This is a genomic window from Saccharobesus litoralis (genome assembly GCF_003063625.1).
GTDB classification, from domain to species: domain Bacteria; phylum Pseudomonadota; class Gammaproteobacteria; order Enterobacterales; family Alteromonadaceae; genus Saccharobesus; species Saccharobesus litoralis.
In genome coordinates this window covers 2,969,321-2,986,037 of the sequence record NZ_CP026604.1, presented here as the reverse complement: position 1 = coordinate 2,986,037, position 16,717 = coordinate 2,969,321, and the positions used below count along the sequence as shown (strand labels likewise).

The following is a 16,717-nucleotide window of genomic DNA, read 5'->3' as shown; positions in this document are numbered from 1 at the left end:
AGCTTCTTTGCTGGTGATCAAATTAACAACTCTTAAAAAAGGAACTTTGCGTGAGATCAATTTTTGGCCAGCGACTTGAATAGAGTCAGCGTTAAGCTCAATTGATCTGATCTACATCAAGTTTTACCGCGTATCGTCGATAGCAAACTAGGCTTAGACGTTTTCACATAAAGACGTTTAGACGTCTAGACGTAAAAACTTGCAAATTAATTTAAAATGAATACACTGTGCGCACTTTGTCGATGGCTAAAAAACCATCGAAATAACCGACTTATCCAGTCAACTACTTGTTAGTTTGCTAAAGACTGCTAAACCAAGAGGATAAAGCCATGGCTAAACATCTATTTACTTCAGAATCAGTTTCTGAAGGCCATCCGGATAAAATTGCTGATCAGATCTCTGATGCCGTATTAGACGCCATCTTAGAGCAAGACCCAAAGGCTCGTGTTGCTTGTGAAACTTATGTTAAAACCGGCATGGTCATGGTAGGTGGTGAAGTAACCACTTCTGCATGGGTAGACATTGAAGAACTCACCCGTAAAACCGTGCGCGAAATTGGTTACGTTCATTCCGACATGGGCTTTGATGCTGACTCTTGTGCCATTCTAAACACCATTGGTAAGCAATCACCTGATATTAATCAAGGTGTTGACCGTTCTCGTCCAGAAGACCAAGGTGCCGGCGACCAAGGTTTAATGTTTGGTTATGCATCGAACGAAACTGACGTGTTAATGCCTGCTCCTATTACTTACTCTCACCGTTTGGTTAAACGCCAAGCAGAAGTACGTAAAAACGGTACTCTTCCTTGGTTGCGCCCTGACGCTAAATCACAAGTTACCTTTGCTTATGAAAATGGCGTAATCACAGGTATTGATGCGGTAGTTTTATCAACCCAGCACTGTGACAGTATTTCTACACCTGACTTACGCGAAGCCGTAATGGAAGAAATCATCAAGCCTGTGTTACCAGCAGAATGGTTAAATGCTGAAACCCAATTCCATATTAACCCGACCGGCCGTTTTGTTATTGGTGGTCCTATGGGTGACTGCGGATTAACTGGCCGTAAAATCATTGTAGATACTTATGGCGGTATGGCACGTCACGGCGGTGGCGCTTTCTCTGGTAAAGATCCATCTAAAGTTGACCGCTCTGCAGCTTATGCGGGACGCTACGTAGCCAAAAATATTGTTGCGGCAGGTTTAGCTGACCGTTGTGAAATTCAAGTGTCTTACGCGATTGGCGTTGCAGAACCAACCTCGATCAGTGTTGAAACATTCGGTACTGGTAAAATTGCCGAAGACAAGTTAACGGATATCGTGCGCGCTAATTTCGATTTACGCCCGTATGGTATTTTAACCATGTTAGATTTAGAGCGTCCTATCTACCAAGCTACTGCTGCTTACGGTCATTTTGGTCGCGAAGAATTTCCATGGGAAAAAACCGACAAAGTTGATGCATTAAAAGCAGCTGCTGGTCTGTAATAGGCTCAAATTTAGCTTTAGTAAATGTTAGTTAGCCTAACAAATTGATTAGGCTAACATTTTAAACTTAACAACTACCCCTACCTCATAACCCAAGCGCCTCTCGTTCAATTGAGCAAAGTACCACTCCCTCATTGCCACTATGGCTTTCTACTTTAGCTACTAATTTGAGACTCCATCAATTCACGTTTTCATTCTAACTTGGATTAAAATAGGATCCACACCCAGAGGACGTGGTTTTAATTTTTAATAAAATCTTATTCGTAAACATTTAAAGACAGTTTAAACACTTTAAAATACGTTTAAATACATTAATCGCAGTGTAATTGTTGACGAACTAGTTATTGTTGCGGTAAATTTAGATCAAAGTTAATTTCTACTCTGTAGCAAGAACTGATATTAATAACTGTCATTTAAGCGCAATTAAACTACGCTTAAATGTACTAAGAGTATATTCAATAATATTTATGCCGCTCAAATAAATTGCAGGGCTGATATATAAAGTTATATACTCTCGCGCCGATAGCCTATAATAGGTGAGGTAATCTAAATTCGTAAAGCTTACGTATAAATAAGTTATACGAATGTATTTTAAGGAGATTGTTATGAAAAATATATATTTAAACAAAGCCATTAATGGGACTGCTCTAAGTCCTTCTATTGACGAAGGCTATTTAGACACTCCTTTACAAGATGGATATCTTGACTAATATCCATTCACACTTAAGTACTAAGCCTCCTGTTGGAGGCTTTTTGGTTTTTGGGATACTGCGAGTAACACAATGGAAGATCATTACACAATATCGGATACCATTAATTCCATCATTAAACGCGAAGCAAACTTTTTCAACTACACATCAATAGCAATAAGTTTATTAATAGCTACTTTTGCATGTGGTGCGAATGGGCATTCTGAAGGGTTCTATGCTGATAATAAATTGATATTTTGGATAGCTTCTTATTTATTCTTCTTTATAGGAGTGTTTGTTCCTCTTAATAAAGCAAAATTTTTACCTTATGGTAAACGTTTTTTTTGGGGTGGTTTTGGTGTTCTAGGGTTAGCACTTTTATTCTTAGTAGTAGCTATTTGGCAAAGTGCAATCCCTCAAGGTGGTGCATCAAAAATGAATTCAGAGGCAATAGACCTGCTTGGTTATACATCAGCAGGTGCTCTTGTGATATTAGGGTGGTTCGTCCAGCATCAATTGACTAGGCAACACAACAAGACCAATCACTCTCTAAATGTGTTATTGCAAATGCGCGTTTCGGAAGAATTTCAAGAGCAAACTCGCTTAGCCAATAGGTATTATCCTAGTAGAAGCCATACAACAATAAGCAAGGAAGACGTCGAAACATATCACTCAAGTAATACAGTCTTAAGCAATACCGACTTAACTGATACACAAAAAAAAATTCAAAGTATATCTGCTCACTCTTACTTACTTAACTACTATGAATTTCTAGCTTATGGCATAAAATCAGGTGTATTGGATGAGGAGTTGTTGTTTCAAACAATTGGGGCTGTTGTTATTGGTCACTACCAAAGAGCTGAGCAAATAGTTTCCTATGCTAGAAACAAATCAAAGAAAACTTTTTCAAATCTCGTTGAACTGGAAGAACGATGGAAAGAACGCCGAGACTTTGATTGCCTTCAGCTTGATAAAAAACAAAAAAACAAAAGGGGCTAGTAGCCAATATTGTTCAGGCTTGAGGGGGAATTACTTCTATCGTCAATTATACACTAATTAAATGAGTCAAAGGACAGCCAAATAGTGTAATTCATAGCTAACTAAAATTTTATAGATTGTGCTCAGAAATCGGTATTTTTACCCAAACTTCCACCTAAAAAAGATAATATTGATGCAGGTCGAATCGGGTAGTATGAGAGACAAAATATAAGCGGTGTGCGACATCGAGCCACCGCTTATAAAATCAAGGGGATTGAATTAACTACTTTTTAGCCTTAGCAAACGCTTCAGCAAAGGCGTTACCCATAGCACCGCCACCTAGGCTATTACCACCAAAACTCTTCTGACCACCGCCAGATTTACCGCGGTTGTTACCAGCACCACGTTTGGTTTGATTTGGATTACCTTTCGCTTTATTGTCGCTCGCTGTGGCATGAACTTCGTCATTTAAGCGCATAGTAAAACCAATACGCTTACGCGCCACATCCACTTCTGTGACTTTCACTTTAACTATGTCACCCGCTTTAACTACTTTGCGCGGATCATCAATAAAGGTTTCTGACATGGCTGAAATATGTACTAGGCCGTCTTGATGTACGCCGACATCAATAAAAGCCCCAAAGTTGGTCACATTGGTCACCACACCTTCTAACTTCATTCCCACTTTTAGGTCATTAATGGAGTCCACCCCTTCTTTAAAGGTGGCTGTTTTAAACTCAGGGCGCGGATCGCGTCCCGGTTTATCTAACTCTTTAATAATGTCAGTAACCGTCGGCAGACCAAACTTTTCGTCAGTATAGTCAGCCGCTTTTAACGCTTTTAATTTAGTACTGTTGCCGATCAATTCGTTAACCGCGACTTGGTTAGCCTCAACAATTTTCTTAACGACAGGATAGGCTTCTGGATGTACAGACGAGGCATCAAGTGGATTGTCGCCATCAGCAATGCGTAAAAAGCCAGCACATTGTTCAAATGCTTTTGGCCCTAAACGTGTGACTTTTTTCAACTCACTACGATTTTGGAATCGGCCATTACTGTCACGAAATTCAACAATATTTTGCGCTAAGGTTTTATTTAAACCCGAGACACGAGTCAATAATGGAACGGATGCCATGTTTAAATCAACACCCACCGCGTTAACACAATCTTCCACGACAGCATCTAGCGCTCGCGCTAACATGCTCTGGCTCACATCATGCTGATACTGCCCCACACCAATAGACTTAGGCTCAATTTTTACTAGCTCGGCTAATGGATCTTGTAAACGACGCGCAATAGATACCGCACCGCGCAATGAAACGTCCATATTTGGAAACTCAAGCGCAGCTGTCTCACTTGCCGAGTACACAGATGCACCCGCCTCGTTAACCATAACTTTAACCAGCTTTAATTCGGCTTCGTCTTTCATTAATTCGCCGACAAGCTTGTCAGTTTCACGCGAACCTGTACCGTTACCAATACTAATCAATTGCGCTTTATGTTTGCGAGCTAAGTTAGCTAAAGTACGTTTTGATTTATCCCAAGCATTTTGTGGCTCGTGTGGATAAATAACCGCGGTATCTAATACTTTGCCGGTATTATCGACAACCGCGACTTTAACCCCGGTACGTATACCCGGATCCAATCCGATAGTGGCTTTAGCTCCCGCCGGTGCCGCCATTAATAAATCTTTTAAGTTGGTCGCAAATACTTTAATCGCATTGTCTTCCGCACCATCACGCACTTGGGCAAAAAGCTCCGTTTCCATATGCGTGCTAATTTTTATGCGCCATGTCCATTTGATCACTTGCTTTAACCAAGTTTCCGCAGCTCGGCCTTGCCATTCAAAACCATAATGGTCAGCAATCATCACTTCAACGGCAGAGTGGGTTGCGCCTTCTTCAGCTTGCGGATCAGCATTAAGTGTCGCGGTTAAAATGCCTTCGTTACGCCCTCTAAACACGGCTAATGCTCGATGCGATGGAATGCTATTAAGATTTTCAGAAAACTCAAAGTAATCAGCAAATTTAGCGCCTTCTTGCTGCTTACCTTCAATAACGGCGCTATCTAGCGTGGCGTTTTGCCATAAATAGGTTCTAATCTTTTTGAGCAATTCAGCATCAACGGCAAAACGTTCCATTAAAATATAGCGAGCACCATCTAATGCATCTTTGCCAATATTAATATTGTGCTCAGCATTCAAATATTTTTCTGCTTCGTTGTCTGGGTTTAACGTTAGATCTGCCAATAAGCTATCTGCCAAAGGTTCAAGGCCAGCTTCTATCGCTATTTGCCCTTTGGTACGACGCTTAGGTTTGTAGGGTAAATACAGTTCTTCTAAATCAGTTTTACTGGTTGCCGCTAAAATTGAACTTTCAAGTTGTGGCGTCAGCTTTTCTTGCTCTTTAATGCTTTTTAAAATCACTGCGCGTCGTTCATTTAATTCACGTAAATAAATTAAGCGTGATTCCAACGTACGTAAGTGACCATCATCTAAACCACCCGTCACTTCTTTACGATAACGGGCGATAAACGGCACCGTTGCACCTTCATCTAATAGCTTGACCGCGGCGGCAACTTGCAAAGGTTGAACATTCAGTTCTTGGGCAATAACCTGAACTATTTCTGACATACATGTGTCCTGTAGCTAATGCTATCCACGTCTTTGTCGGACAGCTAAACTGGATTTTATCGATAATCCATCGTATATATGGACGATTGGTAATAATTCTAGAGCAGAAAACCGGAAAAACGAGGAAAAATGGCGCGCAGTAATCACATCACACGTGAAGGGTGGGACGTATTAGAACGGGAGCTAAGATACCTCTGGAAAGAAGAGCGCCCAAAAGTGACCCAATCTGTCTCTGAAGCAGCAGCACTAGGCGACCGCAGTGAAAATGCCGAATACATTTATGGCAAAAAACGACTACGTGAAATAGACCGTCGCGTGCGTTATTTAACTAAGCGCTTAGACGAACTGCAAGTGGTGTACCCCAACCCTCAGCAAGAAGGCAAAGTCTATTTTGGCGCTTGGGTTGATTTAGAAGACGATGATGAAAACCAATATTGTTATCGCTTGGTTGGCTCAGATGAGTTTGATCCCAAGCAAGGTTTTATTAGCATAGACTCACCAATGGCACGCGCATTAATTGGCAAGCAAGTGGATGATGAAGTGTTAGTTAAAACACCTGACGGCGACAAAGTTTATTACGTTAATGCAATTCGCTACAAATAAACACGCTCGACCGTTTAACAATCAGGCACTTTAGATAGCATTGGGATCCTTAACTTCAGCCTCATAATATAGTCTTCTCGCTCAGGTCTTATGGTTCATTGTCAGCGCTTACTCGCCCCAATCACATAGTAGAGCATATGCTCATGGGGTCTCGAAGCTTGACGGCTTCCCCTAAAACCTGATCGCTTTGACTATAAACTTATATCCACATTAACATAAATTAAGGACATCCTGTGTTACCCATTGAACTTGTTAGTTTTAAATTGTGCCCTTTTGTTCAACGCTCAGTTATTACGCTTAAACAGAAGAACATTGAATTTGCCATTACTTATATCGATCTGGCCGATAAACCGGACTGGTTTTTAGCCATGTCACCACTTGGCAAAGTACCTGTATTGAAATATGGCGACGAGGTATTGTTTGAATCAGCCGTGATTAACGAATTTCTTGACGAGATCACACCGCCGACATTAATGCCTTATGAACCAATCAACAAAGCCAAAGATCGAGCTTGGATAGAATACACCAGCCAATGTTTAATGAATCAGTATACGTGGCTTAACGCCACAAACGCAGCTGAGGAAGATAAACAGCAAACCGCACTGCATAGCAAACTGACTCGTTTAGAAGCGCAAGTCCCAGAGCAGGGATTTTTTAATGGTGACGACTTCAGCCTAGTAGACTCTTCCCTTGCACCTTTTTTCCATCGTTTCGCTATTTTGCAAAAGCAAAAAGGTATTAATATTTTAGCGAATTATCCTAAATTGCAGGCTTTGTCTGAGCAGTACATGGCATTGGATTCGGTTACCCAATCGGTAGTGGCAGATTTTGACAGCTTATTTATCGATTATTTTGCCAAGCAAGATAGTTATATCGTTAATAAGCCGAACGCCTAAGACCTGTCGTTTGTTCAAAAACCGCAGTAAGCCACTTAATATTTAAAAAGTGGCTCTTTATTTTGTAACATTTCAGTCTATTTTTTCACCAACCGCTTGCACTTTAATACAATTACTGTATTATGCGCGCCATTCCGACAAGTGCTGGGGGACGCTCGCTCTGAGCCATTTTAAGCCATAGTCGGTTAGCAGCCCGAATGCTGCAGTCTCATAGAGACATTATAAACCGAGGTTTAAAGCGCCTACCGCAGCATGAAAATTCTGCCAAACGCAATTACCATTTGCCAAACTAAGACTGAGATGAGCCACATTTAATGTGCGCCAACAACAGTACATATTAAGGTACTGCTAATCAATGGGAAGTCTTACACAGGTTCTTGAACCTCATTTCTGATCCTGCCATTAGAAGGCAGGCAACATGACAAGACTAGAATATCTGCGCCTTGATTGCTTGCAATCGAGACGGGCTGTTGTTGTCTTGCGTATCTAAAAGAGAGAATAAATGACTGATACTACTACTTCGGTTCGCTTTGACGAGCTTGGCCTTGCTGACGAAATTTTAGCTGCAATTACTGAAATGGGTTACGTTGAACCAACCCCAATCCAAGCTAAATCCATTCCTGCATTATTAGAAGGCCATGACGTTTTAGGTGAAGCACAAACAGGTACAGGTAAAACCGCTGCATTCGGTTTACCTTTGTTATCTCGTATTGATGCTAGCGTACGCGAACCGCAAATGTTAGTTGTCTGCCCAACTCGTGAGCTTGCTATTCAGGTAGCTGAAGCAATCACTGATTTCGCGAAAAAGATCAAAGGCTTATTTGTCGCTACTGTTTATGGTGGCCAATCTTATACACCTCAACTTAAAGACTTAAAGCGCGGTCCGCAAATTGTCGTCGGTACACCAGGTCGTATGATGGATCACATTGCCAAAGGGCGTCTAAAAATGGACAGCTTACGTGCCTGTGTTCTCGATGAAGCTGACGAAATGCTAAACATGGGCTTTTTAGAAGACATTGAGTGGATCCTTGAAAAGTTACCAGAAGATACCCAAATGGCGTTTTTCTCGGCAACTATGCCTGCACCTATTCGTAAAATTACTAAGCAGTTCTTAAAAGATCCTGTACACGTTAAGATCCCTGTCGTTAAAGCCGCTAAGCCTAACATTACCCAAAAAGCTTGGCGTGTTAGCCGTATAGGCAAAACAACCGGTTTAGAGCGCATTGCCGAAACGGTTGATTACGATGCGATGATCGTTTTCGTACGTACCCGTAATGATACTATTGTATTAGCGGAACATTTAGTCAGCAAAGGCTTCCCTGCAGCTGCACTTAATGGTGATATGCAACAACAAGATCGTGAGCGTATTGTTGACCAATTAAAAAATGGTCGTATTTCGATTTTGATTGCCACAGACGTTGTTGCTCGTGGTCTTGACGTTCCGCGTATCTCGCACGTTATTAACTATGACTTACCGCATGATTCAGAGTCTTACGTACACCGTATTGGTCGTACTGGCCGTGCTGGTCGTGAAGGTGAAGCTATCCTTTTCGCAACAGGCCGTGAAATGCGTAGCTTGTTCCGCTTAGAGCGCGCAACTGAAGGTAAAATTGAACAATTCAATATGCCATCAGCCGAAGAGCTAGGTGCATCACGCATTCAGCGCACTCAAGAACAGTTACAAGCGGTTGTTGAAGGTAAAGAATTAGAGAAATTCCAAGAAGTTGTCGCTAAAATGGCTGAAGAAACTGGTTTATCTGTAGAAGAGCTAGCAACTGCCATGTTATTTGAACGTCAATTCAAATTACCTTTATTCCCGAAAGCCGATCCGGTTGAACGTGAGCGTAATGACCGTGGCGGTCGTGATGGACGCGATGGCCGTCGTGAATTTGGCGGTCGAGAGCGTGATGGTCGCCGCGAAGGTCGTGGTCGTGGCCGCGATGGTGAGCGTGGCAACCGTCAACGTCGTGACAATGCTGACTTTGATACCTACCGCTTTGAAGTGGGACGTGACCACGGTGTACGCCCAGGTGATATCGTCGGTGCTGTTGCCAACGAAATCAACCTTGATTCGTCAAACATTGGTCAAATTAACTTATACGGCAACCATGCCCATGTTGATTTACCTAAAGGTATGCCATCTGCGCAGTTTGATAAGTTACAAACCGTATTTATCCGCAAGCGTAAGATCTCACCTCAGTTAGTAAAAGGTAACAAAGGTGGTAGTGATGATGATCGTGGTAACCGTCGTAGCTTCGAGCGTAAAAGCAAAAAGCCACAAGGCAACCGTGAATTTGCTGTGAATCGCGAGCGTCGTTTCAGCGATGACGGTAACCGCAGTGATCGCAGCGGTCGTGGTCGTCCTTCGTTCTAAGTTGATTGCTTAAAGATAAGCCTTTAGCTTATCTTTAAATACAATAAAAAAGCCGACGTAAGTCGGCTTTTTTATTGGAATATTGCAAAGGTAGTGAGGGTTTATATTAATAACTCAAACGTTTTGAACGGTTGAATTGATAACCACTTGCTAAATTAGCCACCAAGCATAGCTAAATGCGTAGTCGCTCCGGTATTTTGATTATGTAGATCATGACTAGCTGTTTTATCATCAAGCAAGCGATATAACTGAGCCACTAACTCATCTAGCTGTTCGTCGCTTTGTAGCCATTCACGAACACTGTAACCTTGCTCAGCAAATAAGCATAAATGCAATTTACCTAATGCACTAATACGCAAACGGTTACAGCTGTCACAAAAATCTTTGCTGTAAGGCATAATTAAACCAATATTGCCCTGATAGTCAGAATGACTAAACTCTTGGGCTGGGCCGGCGTTTTTGTGTTTAATTTTTTCAATCCAGCCTTGTTGTAACAAGGTTTGCTTAATACCGTCACCACTGACATGACGTTTGGCAAAATACTCTTGGTTGTCACCTGTCTGCATCAACTCAATAAAGCGCATGGTCACCTTGCGGTTTTTAACCCAAGCCATAAATTCCGCAAGCTGATTATGATTAAAACCTTTTAACAAAACTGAGTTAACCTTAATGGTTTTAATACCCAACTCTTCTGCCATTTCTAAGCCACGAAATATTTCATTCAGTTTGTCAAAACCGGTTATTTGCTGAAATACTTCTGGGCGTAAGCTATCTATTGACACATTAAGGGCATCTAAACCGGCATCCGCCCATTGTTCAATCTTTTTCGTCAGGTTATAGCCATTAGTGGTTAAGGCAACGGTTTCGATACCCGGCGTTTGTTTAACGGCGCGGATAATCTCAGGTAGGTCTTTACGTAAGGCGGGTTCACCACCAGTTAAACGAATTTTACTCACACCGGTTGCCGCAAAGCCAGCAACAAGGCGACGGATCTCGTCTAATGTCAAAAAGTCTCGGTCACTATCACATTGGTAGCCATCAGGCAGACAATATTCGCACTTAAAATTGCAAACATCAGTGATAGATAACCTTAAATAACGAAATTTTCGTTGAAAGTTATCAGTAAGCATTCTCTGTTAACACCTTTCCAAATACGGGAGGTGATGGCATTTCTTTCATCACCCTGGAAAACATCCTTTAACCCTCTCGCTCAGTTTTTATAATACGAGACAACTACAAGACGTTTTCGGCTTAACTCTCATTACAACTTTTAGTTGTGGTAGACAATCAAGCTCGGAGTTATCGCATAGCAACATTGCTAAGCGGCTATTATTGTACCCCTATTCGCCAGATATTTCATCTGTGCAATTGTTAAGTCTATTTATAGTCAAAGCGATCGGGTTTTAGGGGAAGCCGTCAAGCTTCGAGACCCCATGAGCATATGCTCTATTATGTGATTGCGGTCGCCTAAAGGGATTTAGGTGTTAGGACGACGCAGGAGCCAAAGTCGAGAGTAAGCGCTGACAATGAACCATAAAATCTGAGCGAGAAGACTATTTATCTCCTTTGATAAAGCGCAGTATACTTGTCGAGTAAATTATTCTATTGATCTAGATTGCACTTTCTATTGCCAATACGGCTTTAAGCAAAACTAGAACGCTTTTTCGAGGTATTTTTATAATGGAACAAAACGATAAAATTGAAGCGGCGGTATTTCGTCGTTTATTAGCGCACTTAGATAGCCGCAAAGATGTGCAAAATATTGAACTCATGAACCTTGCTGGTTTTTGCCGTAATTGCTTATCTAAGTGGTACGTTGCCGAAGCCGAGAAATTAGGTCAAGAAGTCGATGCCGATGCGGCGCGTGAGTTGGTCTATGGTATGCCTTACAGTGAATGGAAGGCCAACCATCAGTTACCCGCAACCCCTGAACAGCTTGCAAAATTTGAAGCGATTCAAGCGGCGAAAAAATAGTTTCTGTAAATGAGCATTTATGCTTACAAGCAATGTAAGCATAAATGCTCACCCACGACAAACTTACTGATGGCTAACCACAATTAAGCGCACTGCATCTAATTGCACACCCGCTTGGCCGATATAGTCTTTTAGCTCAGCGCGTTGCTGCTCTAACGCGGTCAATTCTACATCACGAATGCTTGGGTTGACTTGTTGCAAACTTTGCAAGCGGCTTAATTCAGCAGCCAATTTCACTTCTACCCTTTCTTGCGCTTGCTCAACAATTTGTTGCATTTGTTGCTGAGCAATACCTTCACCGACACCAATTAATTGATGCACGGCGGTTTGCAGTGCCGTTGCCAACTGCGAAGCCGTTTGCTTGTTTACCGGCTTAAGTTGTTTATTAAATCCTTCGTACGCCACTTTAGCAGCTAAATTATTGCCCGATTTATCCAGTAATAAACGAACTGGAGTTGGCGGTAAAAAACGTCCTGGTTGCAAATGTTTAGGCGCTGCAGTTTCAACGACATACATTAACTCAACAAAGAAGGTTCCTTCTGGGAGCGCTTTATTAGGTAAAATACTCACCGCATTATTACCCACTTCACTACGGGCAATCATGTCAAAGCAACCTTGCACCATAGGGTGATCCCAGCTAACAAAGCGCACATCATCGCGTGTTAACGCGGTTTCACGATCAAAACTAATCGTCATGCCTTCATCGGTCAATTCTGGAAAGTGCGGCTCTAACATATGCTCAGTTGGCTTAACCACCAAGCACTGGTTACCTTTTTCCTCTTGCTGCACTCCATATACATCAAATACTTGAAACATAAAGGCGATAAGACTGGTATCGTCATCCATTTCTAAAATCGCGTCAGCAATGGCTTCGCCGTCAGTTCCTTTCGAATTAAGCTCGAGTAGAATATCGCGGCCTTGTTCCATTTGTTTATTCAGATCAGTAATAATCGCTTGCGCTTGATCAATGAATGGCGCAACAACCGCATCATCATGCTCTAATTGGAATAATGCATCTAATAAACCATCCGCTTGCTGCTCAAATACATTAACCCCAGCAGGACAAGTATCGGCAAACGCATTGATCCCTTGGTGCAACCACTTGAACATGGATTCAGACGCAGTGCCACTAAAGTAAGGAATATGAATATCGATATCGTTACGCTGACCTATACGATCTAAACGACCAATACGTTGCTCTAATAAATCAGGGTTAAGCGGTAAATCAAATAAAACCAACTGGTTAGCAAACTGGAAGTTACGCCCTTCAGAACCTATTTCTGAACAAATTAACACCTGACAGCCTTCTTCCATATCAGCAAACCAAGCTGCGGCTCGGTCTCGCTCTATAATGCTCATGCCTTCATGAAATACTGCTGAGTTAATGCCTTGTAAAGTACGAAAGGCTTTTTCAAGCGTTAACGCGGTCGACGCCTTGGCACAAATCACTAAATACTTATTGGATTTGTCAGCCTTAATTTTTTCACTTAACCAATCAACTCGTGGATCAACTAACCACCAAGGTTGATCTTCATGGCCTTCTGCTTCATATACAAATTCAGGGGTCAATAAAGCCGCAACATCTTGCACTTTAGGTTGATCTTGATGACGATTTAACCACCAGCGGGTAGATGACAAATACTCTTCTGGGTAATCGAGTTCAACAGGGTTAACATGACGCTGAGGAAAACCTTGCACAGAAGCGCGGGTATTACGGAACAACACTCGCCCCGTGCCATGGCGGTCAATTAAATTCGCTAAAATCACCTTGCGGCTAGTTAGGCGCTCTTCAGCATCCTGACTATTGACGGTCAATAATGCTTGTTCAATTTCACCATTGTTCGCATCAAGCGAGTTAAGTTGACTAATATCATCTGCTGCTAAGTTGCCCTCACCAATTAAGGCTTTGGCGAGATCGGCCGTTTGTTTGAAGGATGCTTCGTCTTTAACAAACGACTCGTAGTCATAAAAGCGTTCTTTATCCAGTAAGCGTAAACGAGCAAAATGGCTTTCATGCCCTAGTTGGTCTGGCGTCGCGGTTAATAATAACAAGCCTTTGCTAATCGCAGCTAATTGTTCAACACAACTATATTCTGCACTTGGTTGTTCTGGTGACCATTTTAAATGATGCGCTTCATCGACTACGACTAAATCCCAACTGGCGGCACAGGCTTGTTTTTGTCTTTGTTCAGACTCACTCAATAGCTTTAACGGGCAAATAATCAATTGCTCGGTTTCAAACGGATTTTCACCCGACTCGGCATATTCAGCACAACGCTCTTCATCGAATATAGAAAACGACAAGTTAAAACGACGTAGCATTTCAACTAGCCATTGATACTGCAGTGTTTCAGGTAACAAAATAAGCACGCGACTCGCGCGTCCAGTCAGGATTTGCTGGTGAATAATCATACCTGCTTCAATGGTTTTACCTAAACCCACTTCGTCTGACAATAAAACACGCGGTGCAAAACGCTGACCGGCTTCTTTGGCGATATGTAACTGATGCGGAATAAGTGACGTTCTCGCGCCGTTTAAACCGACCAAATCATTGGTTTGATAATTAAATTGGAATTTACGTGACTGATAACGTAAGTCATACCAATCATTACGATCAATTTGACCAGTAAATAATCTATCTTGTGGTTTATTTAATTTTAAATGATGATTGATACGCGTTTCGATAAGTGAGGCGTCTTCCCCTGTATCAGCATTTTTACCAAAGTAAATATACAGGCCATCGGCTTCTTCAATGTCTTCAACAATAATTGACCATTCATCAGCCGAATCGACTTTATCGCCTTTATTAAAGGTAACGCGAGTTAAGGGCGCCGTATCCGATACATACTCACGCTGCTCGCCGGTTGCTGGAAACAGCATGGAAATCCGCCGACCTTGAATTGCGACTACCGTACCCAACCCTAAATCTGACTCTGAGTCACTAATCCAACGTTGACCTAAGGCGAAATCTGTCATTTGTTTTGCTCCAGCAATTATTTAATCGTTACCTGAAATCACTCGCCATGCTCATGCGCATTAGCGTTGAAACCACAAGGGGCGCGTATGCTACCGTACTCGGCTCGGCATGCAATGGTTTTTATGCAAAAAATGTTTCATTGATGATCCCTAGCCCACTACCTTCTTATTAAAGAACACTGCGGCGGATCTTGCTATTGCTCAGCAAAATAAAACTCTACCAAAACCATAAAATTATATTCTTAGATCAATTGGTGATCATTCATGACTGGCTGAACAGTAAAAAGTGCGACATACTAAGAATTAAGCCACCTCTCAAAATGCTGTTTTATTTGATGTGACTTTAGTGACAATTACCAACGTCAAGGAGCACTGAATGGCGCCAGAGCTAAGAAAAAAATACATCCTCGATACCAACATCCTACTGCACGATCCATTTGCATTTTTAAACTTTAAAGAACATGACGTCATCATACCGATGACAGTATTGGAAGAACTCGATGCGATAAAAGACAGGAAAAAAGATGTCGCCCGAGATGCCCGAATAGCCATCCGGTCCCTTGAAGAAATCATGCACGAGGCTACACCGGAGGAAATTGTTGAAGGGGTCAGTTTAAAACAGCATGATGAGGAGGAACACGACAAAGGCACCTTAGCCATATTTCCTGACCATCTACTGGAATTCAACACTTCTCAACTTCCAGGTCAAGAAAACGACAACCGCATCATCAATACCGCTCTTCATCTTCAACAACAATTCAAACCGCAACGCACCATTCTTGTTACCAAAGACATCAACATGCGCTTAAAAGCGAAAGGTGCAGGATTAGAGCATGTTGAAGACTATAAAACCGACCAACTTATCTCTGACATTAAATATTTATCTCAAGGCCACCACCAATTTGATGGTGATTTTTGGGCGAGTGTCGAAGATTGCGAAAGCGAAACTGAAGGGCGAGAAACCTCACATATTCTGCCGCGGGATATTTTTCCCAATACCATTTTTATCAATGAATACCTGCACGATGAAGGTGAAAAGTTCGCAGCTAAAGTGATTGCACATGATAAAGACTCAGTCAAAATTAAAGACTTGGGTAAAGAGCGCATGATGCACCGCCAAGCGTGGGGCATATCACCAAAGAACTTTGATCAAGCCATGGCAATGGATGCACTGCTCGATACGGATATAGATCTTGTTCTACTGACAGGCCCTGCCGGTAGCGGTAAAACCTTATTGGCCTTGGCAAGTGCTCTTGAAATGGTCATTGAAAAAGGCATTTACGAAAAAATCATTGTCACTCGGAATACGCCTGAAATTGCCGAATCGATTGGCTTTTTACCTGGAACAGAAGAAGAAAAAATGGCACCTTGGTTAGCAGCCATTAACGATTCTTTGGACTTTTTACATCGCCATGATGAGTGCCGCGAAAGCAGCATGAATTATATTATGGAAAAAGCCAATATTCAGTTCAAGTCCGTTAACTTTATGCGTGGCCGCAGTATTCAAAAGTCGATTGTCATTTTGGATGAATGTCAAAACATGACGGCATCGCAACTGAAAACCATCATCACGCGAGCGGGAGAAGGGACAAAGTTAATATGCTGCGGTAACTTAGCGCAAATTGACAGTAATTACTTAAGTCCATTAACGTCGGGGCTAACCTATATCGTGGAACGCTTTAAAGATTTTGAAGGTTGTGCAACCGTTAATATCGCAGGGGTTATGCGCTCACGTTTAGCAAGCTTTGCCGAGGAACACCTCTGACGAGCATAAACAAAAATAGCGGATTAAGCGCAACCTTGCTTGCATACAAGCAAAAGCGCTAATCCGCTCTGTTAACATTCAAATGCATCTATTCTGCGTAATTTGTTTTACGCGCCTTAGTAATGCAAATTACCTTGTCTTTGCCGTGCCTACAGGACCTAGGTAACTTAAGTTTCATCTGGAACAATAAACCTGCGAATGCAGTAATCTAGTGACTTTGTTTAGTAAACGCTAGCTCCGTTTACTTTAATAAAGGCGCTGGATACCTGAATACTCAGGTATGACGGTAATTTTTATACCTGCGGGAGAAATTCCTTACTATTAATAAACACGCTAAGTAGTTACATTC

At 42.0% G+C, this 16,717-nt stretch carries 10 protein-coding genes and 1 riboswitch; of the genes, 7 read left to right on the top strand and 3 right to left on the bottom strand.

The window, feature by feature from the left end; translation table 11 throughout:
- Positions 1–329 precede the first annotated feature (329 nt).
- Together metK and C2869_RS10665 are read left to right on the top strand one after the other, a co-directional pair.
- Positions 330–1,481 (top strand): methionine adenosyltransferase, encoded by a 1,152-nt coding sequence (gene metK, locus C2869_RS10670; protein ID WP_108602923.1) that lies wholly within the window; start codon positions 330–332, stop codon positions 1,479–1,481.
- Positions 1,482–2,263: 782 nt separating this feature from the next.
- Positions 2,264–3,169 (top strand): DUF4760 domain-containing protein, encoded by a 906-nt coding sequence (locus C2869_RS10665; RefSeq protein WP_108602922.1) that lies wholly within the window; start codon positions 2,264–2,266, stop codon positions 3,167–3,169.
- 262 nt (positions 3,170–3,431) lie between these two features.
- On the opposite strand, the gene C2869_RS10660 is transcribed toward C2869_RS10665, so the two are convergent.
- Complete coding sequence (locus C2869_RS10660; RefSeq protein WP_108602921.1) at positions 3,432–5,780, bottom strand: Tex family protein; 2,349 nt, start codon at positions 5,778–5,780, stop codon at positions 3,432–3,434.
- Positions 5,781–5,909: 129 nt separating this feature from the next.
- Here C2869_RS10660 and greB point away from each other — a divergent pair, with 129 nt between their 5' ends.
- The 3 genes from greB to C2869_RS10645 all read left to right on the top strand — a co-directional run bounded on the left by greB (position 5,910) and on the right by C2869_RS10645 (position 9,653).
- On the top strand, positions 5,910–6,383 hold the full coding sequence (greB, locus tag C2869_RS10655) for a transcription elongation factor GreB (protein WP_108602920.1): 474 nt from the start codon (positions 5,910–5,912) through the stop codon (positions 6,381–6,383).
- A gap of 233 nt (positions 6,384–6,616) precedes the next feature.
- Positions 6,617–7,279, top strand: a complete 663-nt coding sequence (locus C2869_RS10650) for a glutathione S-transferase family protein (RefSeq protein WP_108602919.1) — start codon at positions 6,617–6,619, stop codon at positions 7,277–7,279.
- 502 nt (positions 7,280–7,781) lie between these two features.
- Complete coding sequence (locus C2869_RS10645) at positions 7,782–9,653, top strand: DEAD/DEAH box helicase (RefSeq protein ID WP_108602918.1); 1,872 nt, start codon at positions 7,782–7,784, stop codon at positions 9,651–9,653.
- Positions 9,654–9,808: 155 nt separating this feature from the next.
- On the opposite strand, the gene moaA is transcribed toward C2869_RS10645, so the two are convergent.
- A complete protein-coding gene (gene moaA, locus C2869_RS10640; RefSeq protein WP_108602917.1) occupies positions 9,809–10,783 on the bottom strand; it encodes a GTP 3',8-cyclase MoaA in 975 nt (324 codons plus the stop codon).
- Positions 10,778–10,964, bottom strand: a riboswitch (molybdenum cofactor riboswitch). Its footprint overlaps the gene before it by 6 nt.
- 369 nt (positions 10,965–11,333) lie before the next feature.
- On the opposite strand from moaA, the gene C2869_RS10635 reads away from it, so the two are divergent.
- The gene (locus C2869_RS10635; protein WP_199915558.1) at positions 11,334–11,627 is read left to right on the top strand and encodes a DUF1244 domain-containing protein; all 294 of its coding nucleotides are present in this window, start codon (positions 11,334–11,336) and stop codon (positions 11,625–11,627) included.
- Between the two features lie 63 nt (positions 11,628–11,690).
- Here the strand turns inward: C2869_RS10635 and rapA are convergent, their stop codons facing one another.
- Positions 11,691–14,603, bottom strand: coding sequence for an RNA polymerase-associated protein RapA (gene rapA / locus C2869_RS10630; RefSeq protein WP_108602915.1), 2,913 nt, complete (start codon positions 14,601–14,603; stop codon positions 11,691–11,693).
- Between the two features lie 376 nt (positions 14,604–14,979).
- Between rapA and C2869_RS10625 the strand changes: the two genes are divergently transcribed.
- Complete coding sequence (locus tag C2869_RS10625; RefSeq protein WP_108602914.1) at positions 14,980–16,368, top strand: PhoH family protein; 1,389 nt, start codon at positions 14,980–14,982, stop codon at positions 16,366–16,368.
- Positions 16,369–16,717: the final 349 nt, after the last annotated feature.

What these genes read in the sequence shown, in the direction of transcription:
- metK (WP_108602923.1), top strand. Translation starts at nt 330, where the DNA reads ATGGCTAAACATCTATTTACTTCAGAATCAGTTTCTGAAGGCCATCCG.
- C2869_RS10665 (WP_108602922.1), top strand. Translation starts at nt 2,264, where the DNA reads ATGGAAGATCATTACACAATATCGGATACCATTAATTCCATCATTAAA.
- C2869_RS10660 (WP_108602921.1), bottom strand. Translation starts at nt 5,780, where the DNA reads ATGTCAGAAATAGTTCAGGTTATTGCCCAAGAACTGAATGTTCAACCT.
- greB (WP_108602920.1), top strand. Translation starts at nt 5,910, where the DNA reads ATGGCGCGCAGTAATCACATCACACGTGAAGGGTGGGACGTATTAGAA.
- C2869_RS10645 (WP_108602918.1), top strand. Translation starts at nt 7,782, where the DNA reads ATGACTGATACTACTACTTCGGTTCGCTTTGACGAGCTTGGCCTTGCT.
- moaA (WP_108602917.1), bottom strand. Translation starts at nt 10,783, where the DNA reads ATGCTTACTGATAACTTTCAACGAAAATTTCGTTATTTAAGGTTATCT.
- C2869_RS10635 (WP_199915558.1), top strand. Translation starts at nt 11,334, where the DNA reads ATGGAACAAAACGATAAAATTGAAGCGGCGGTATTTCGTCGTTTATTA.
- rapA (WP_108602915.1), bottom strand. Translation starts at nt 14,603, where the DNA reads ATGACAGATTTCGCCTTAGGTCAACGTTGGATTAGTGACTCAGAGTCA.
- C2869_RS10625 (WP_108602914.1), top strand. Translation starts at nt 14,980, where the DNA reads ATGGCGCCAGAGCTAAGAAAAAAATACATCCTCGATACCAACATCCTA.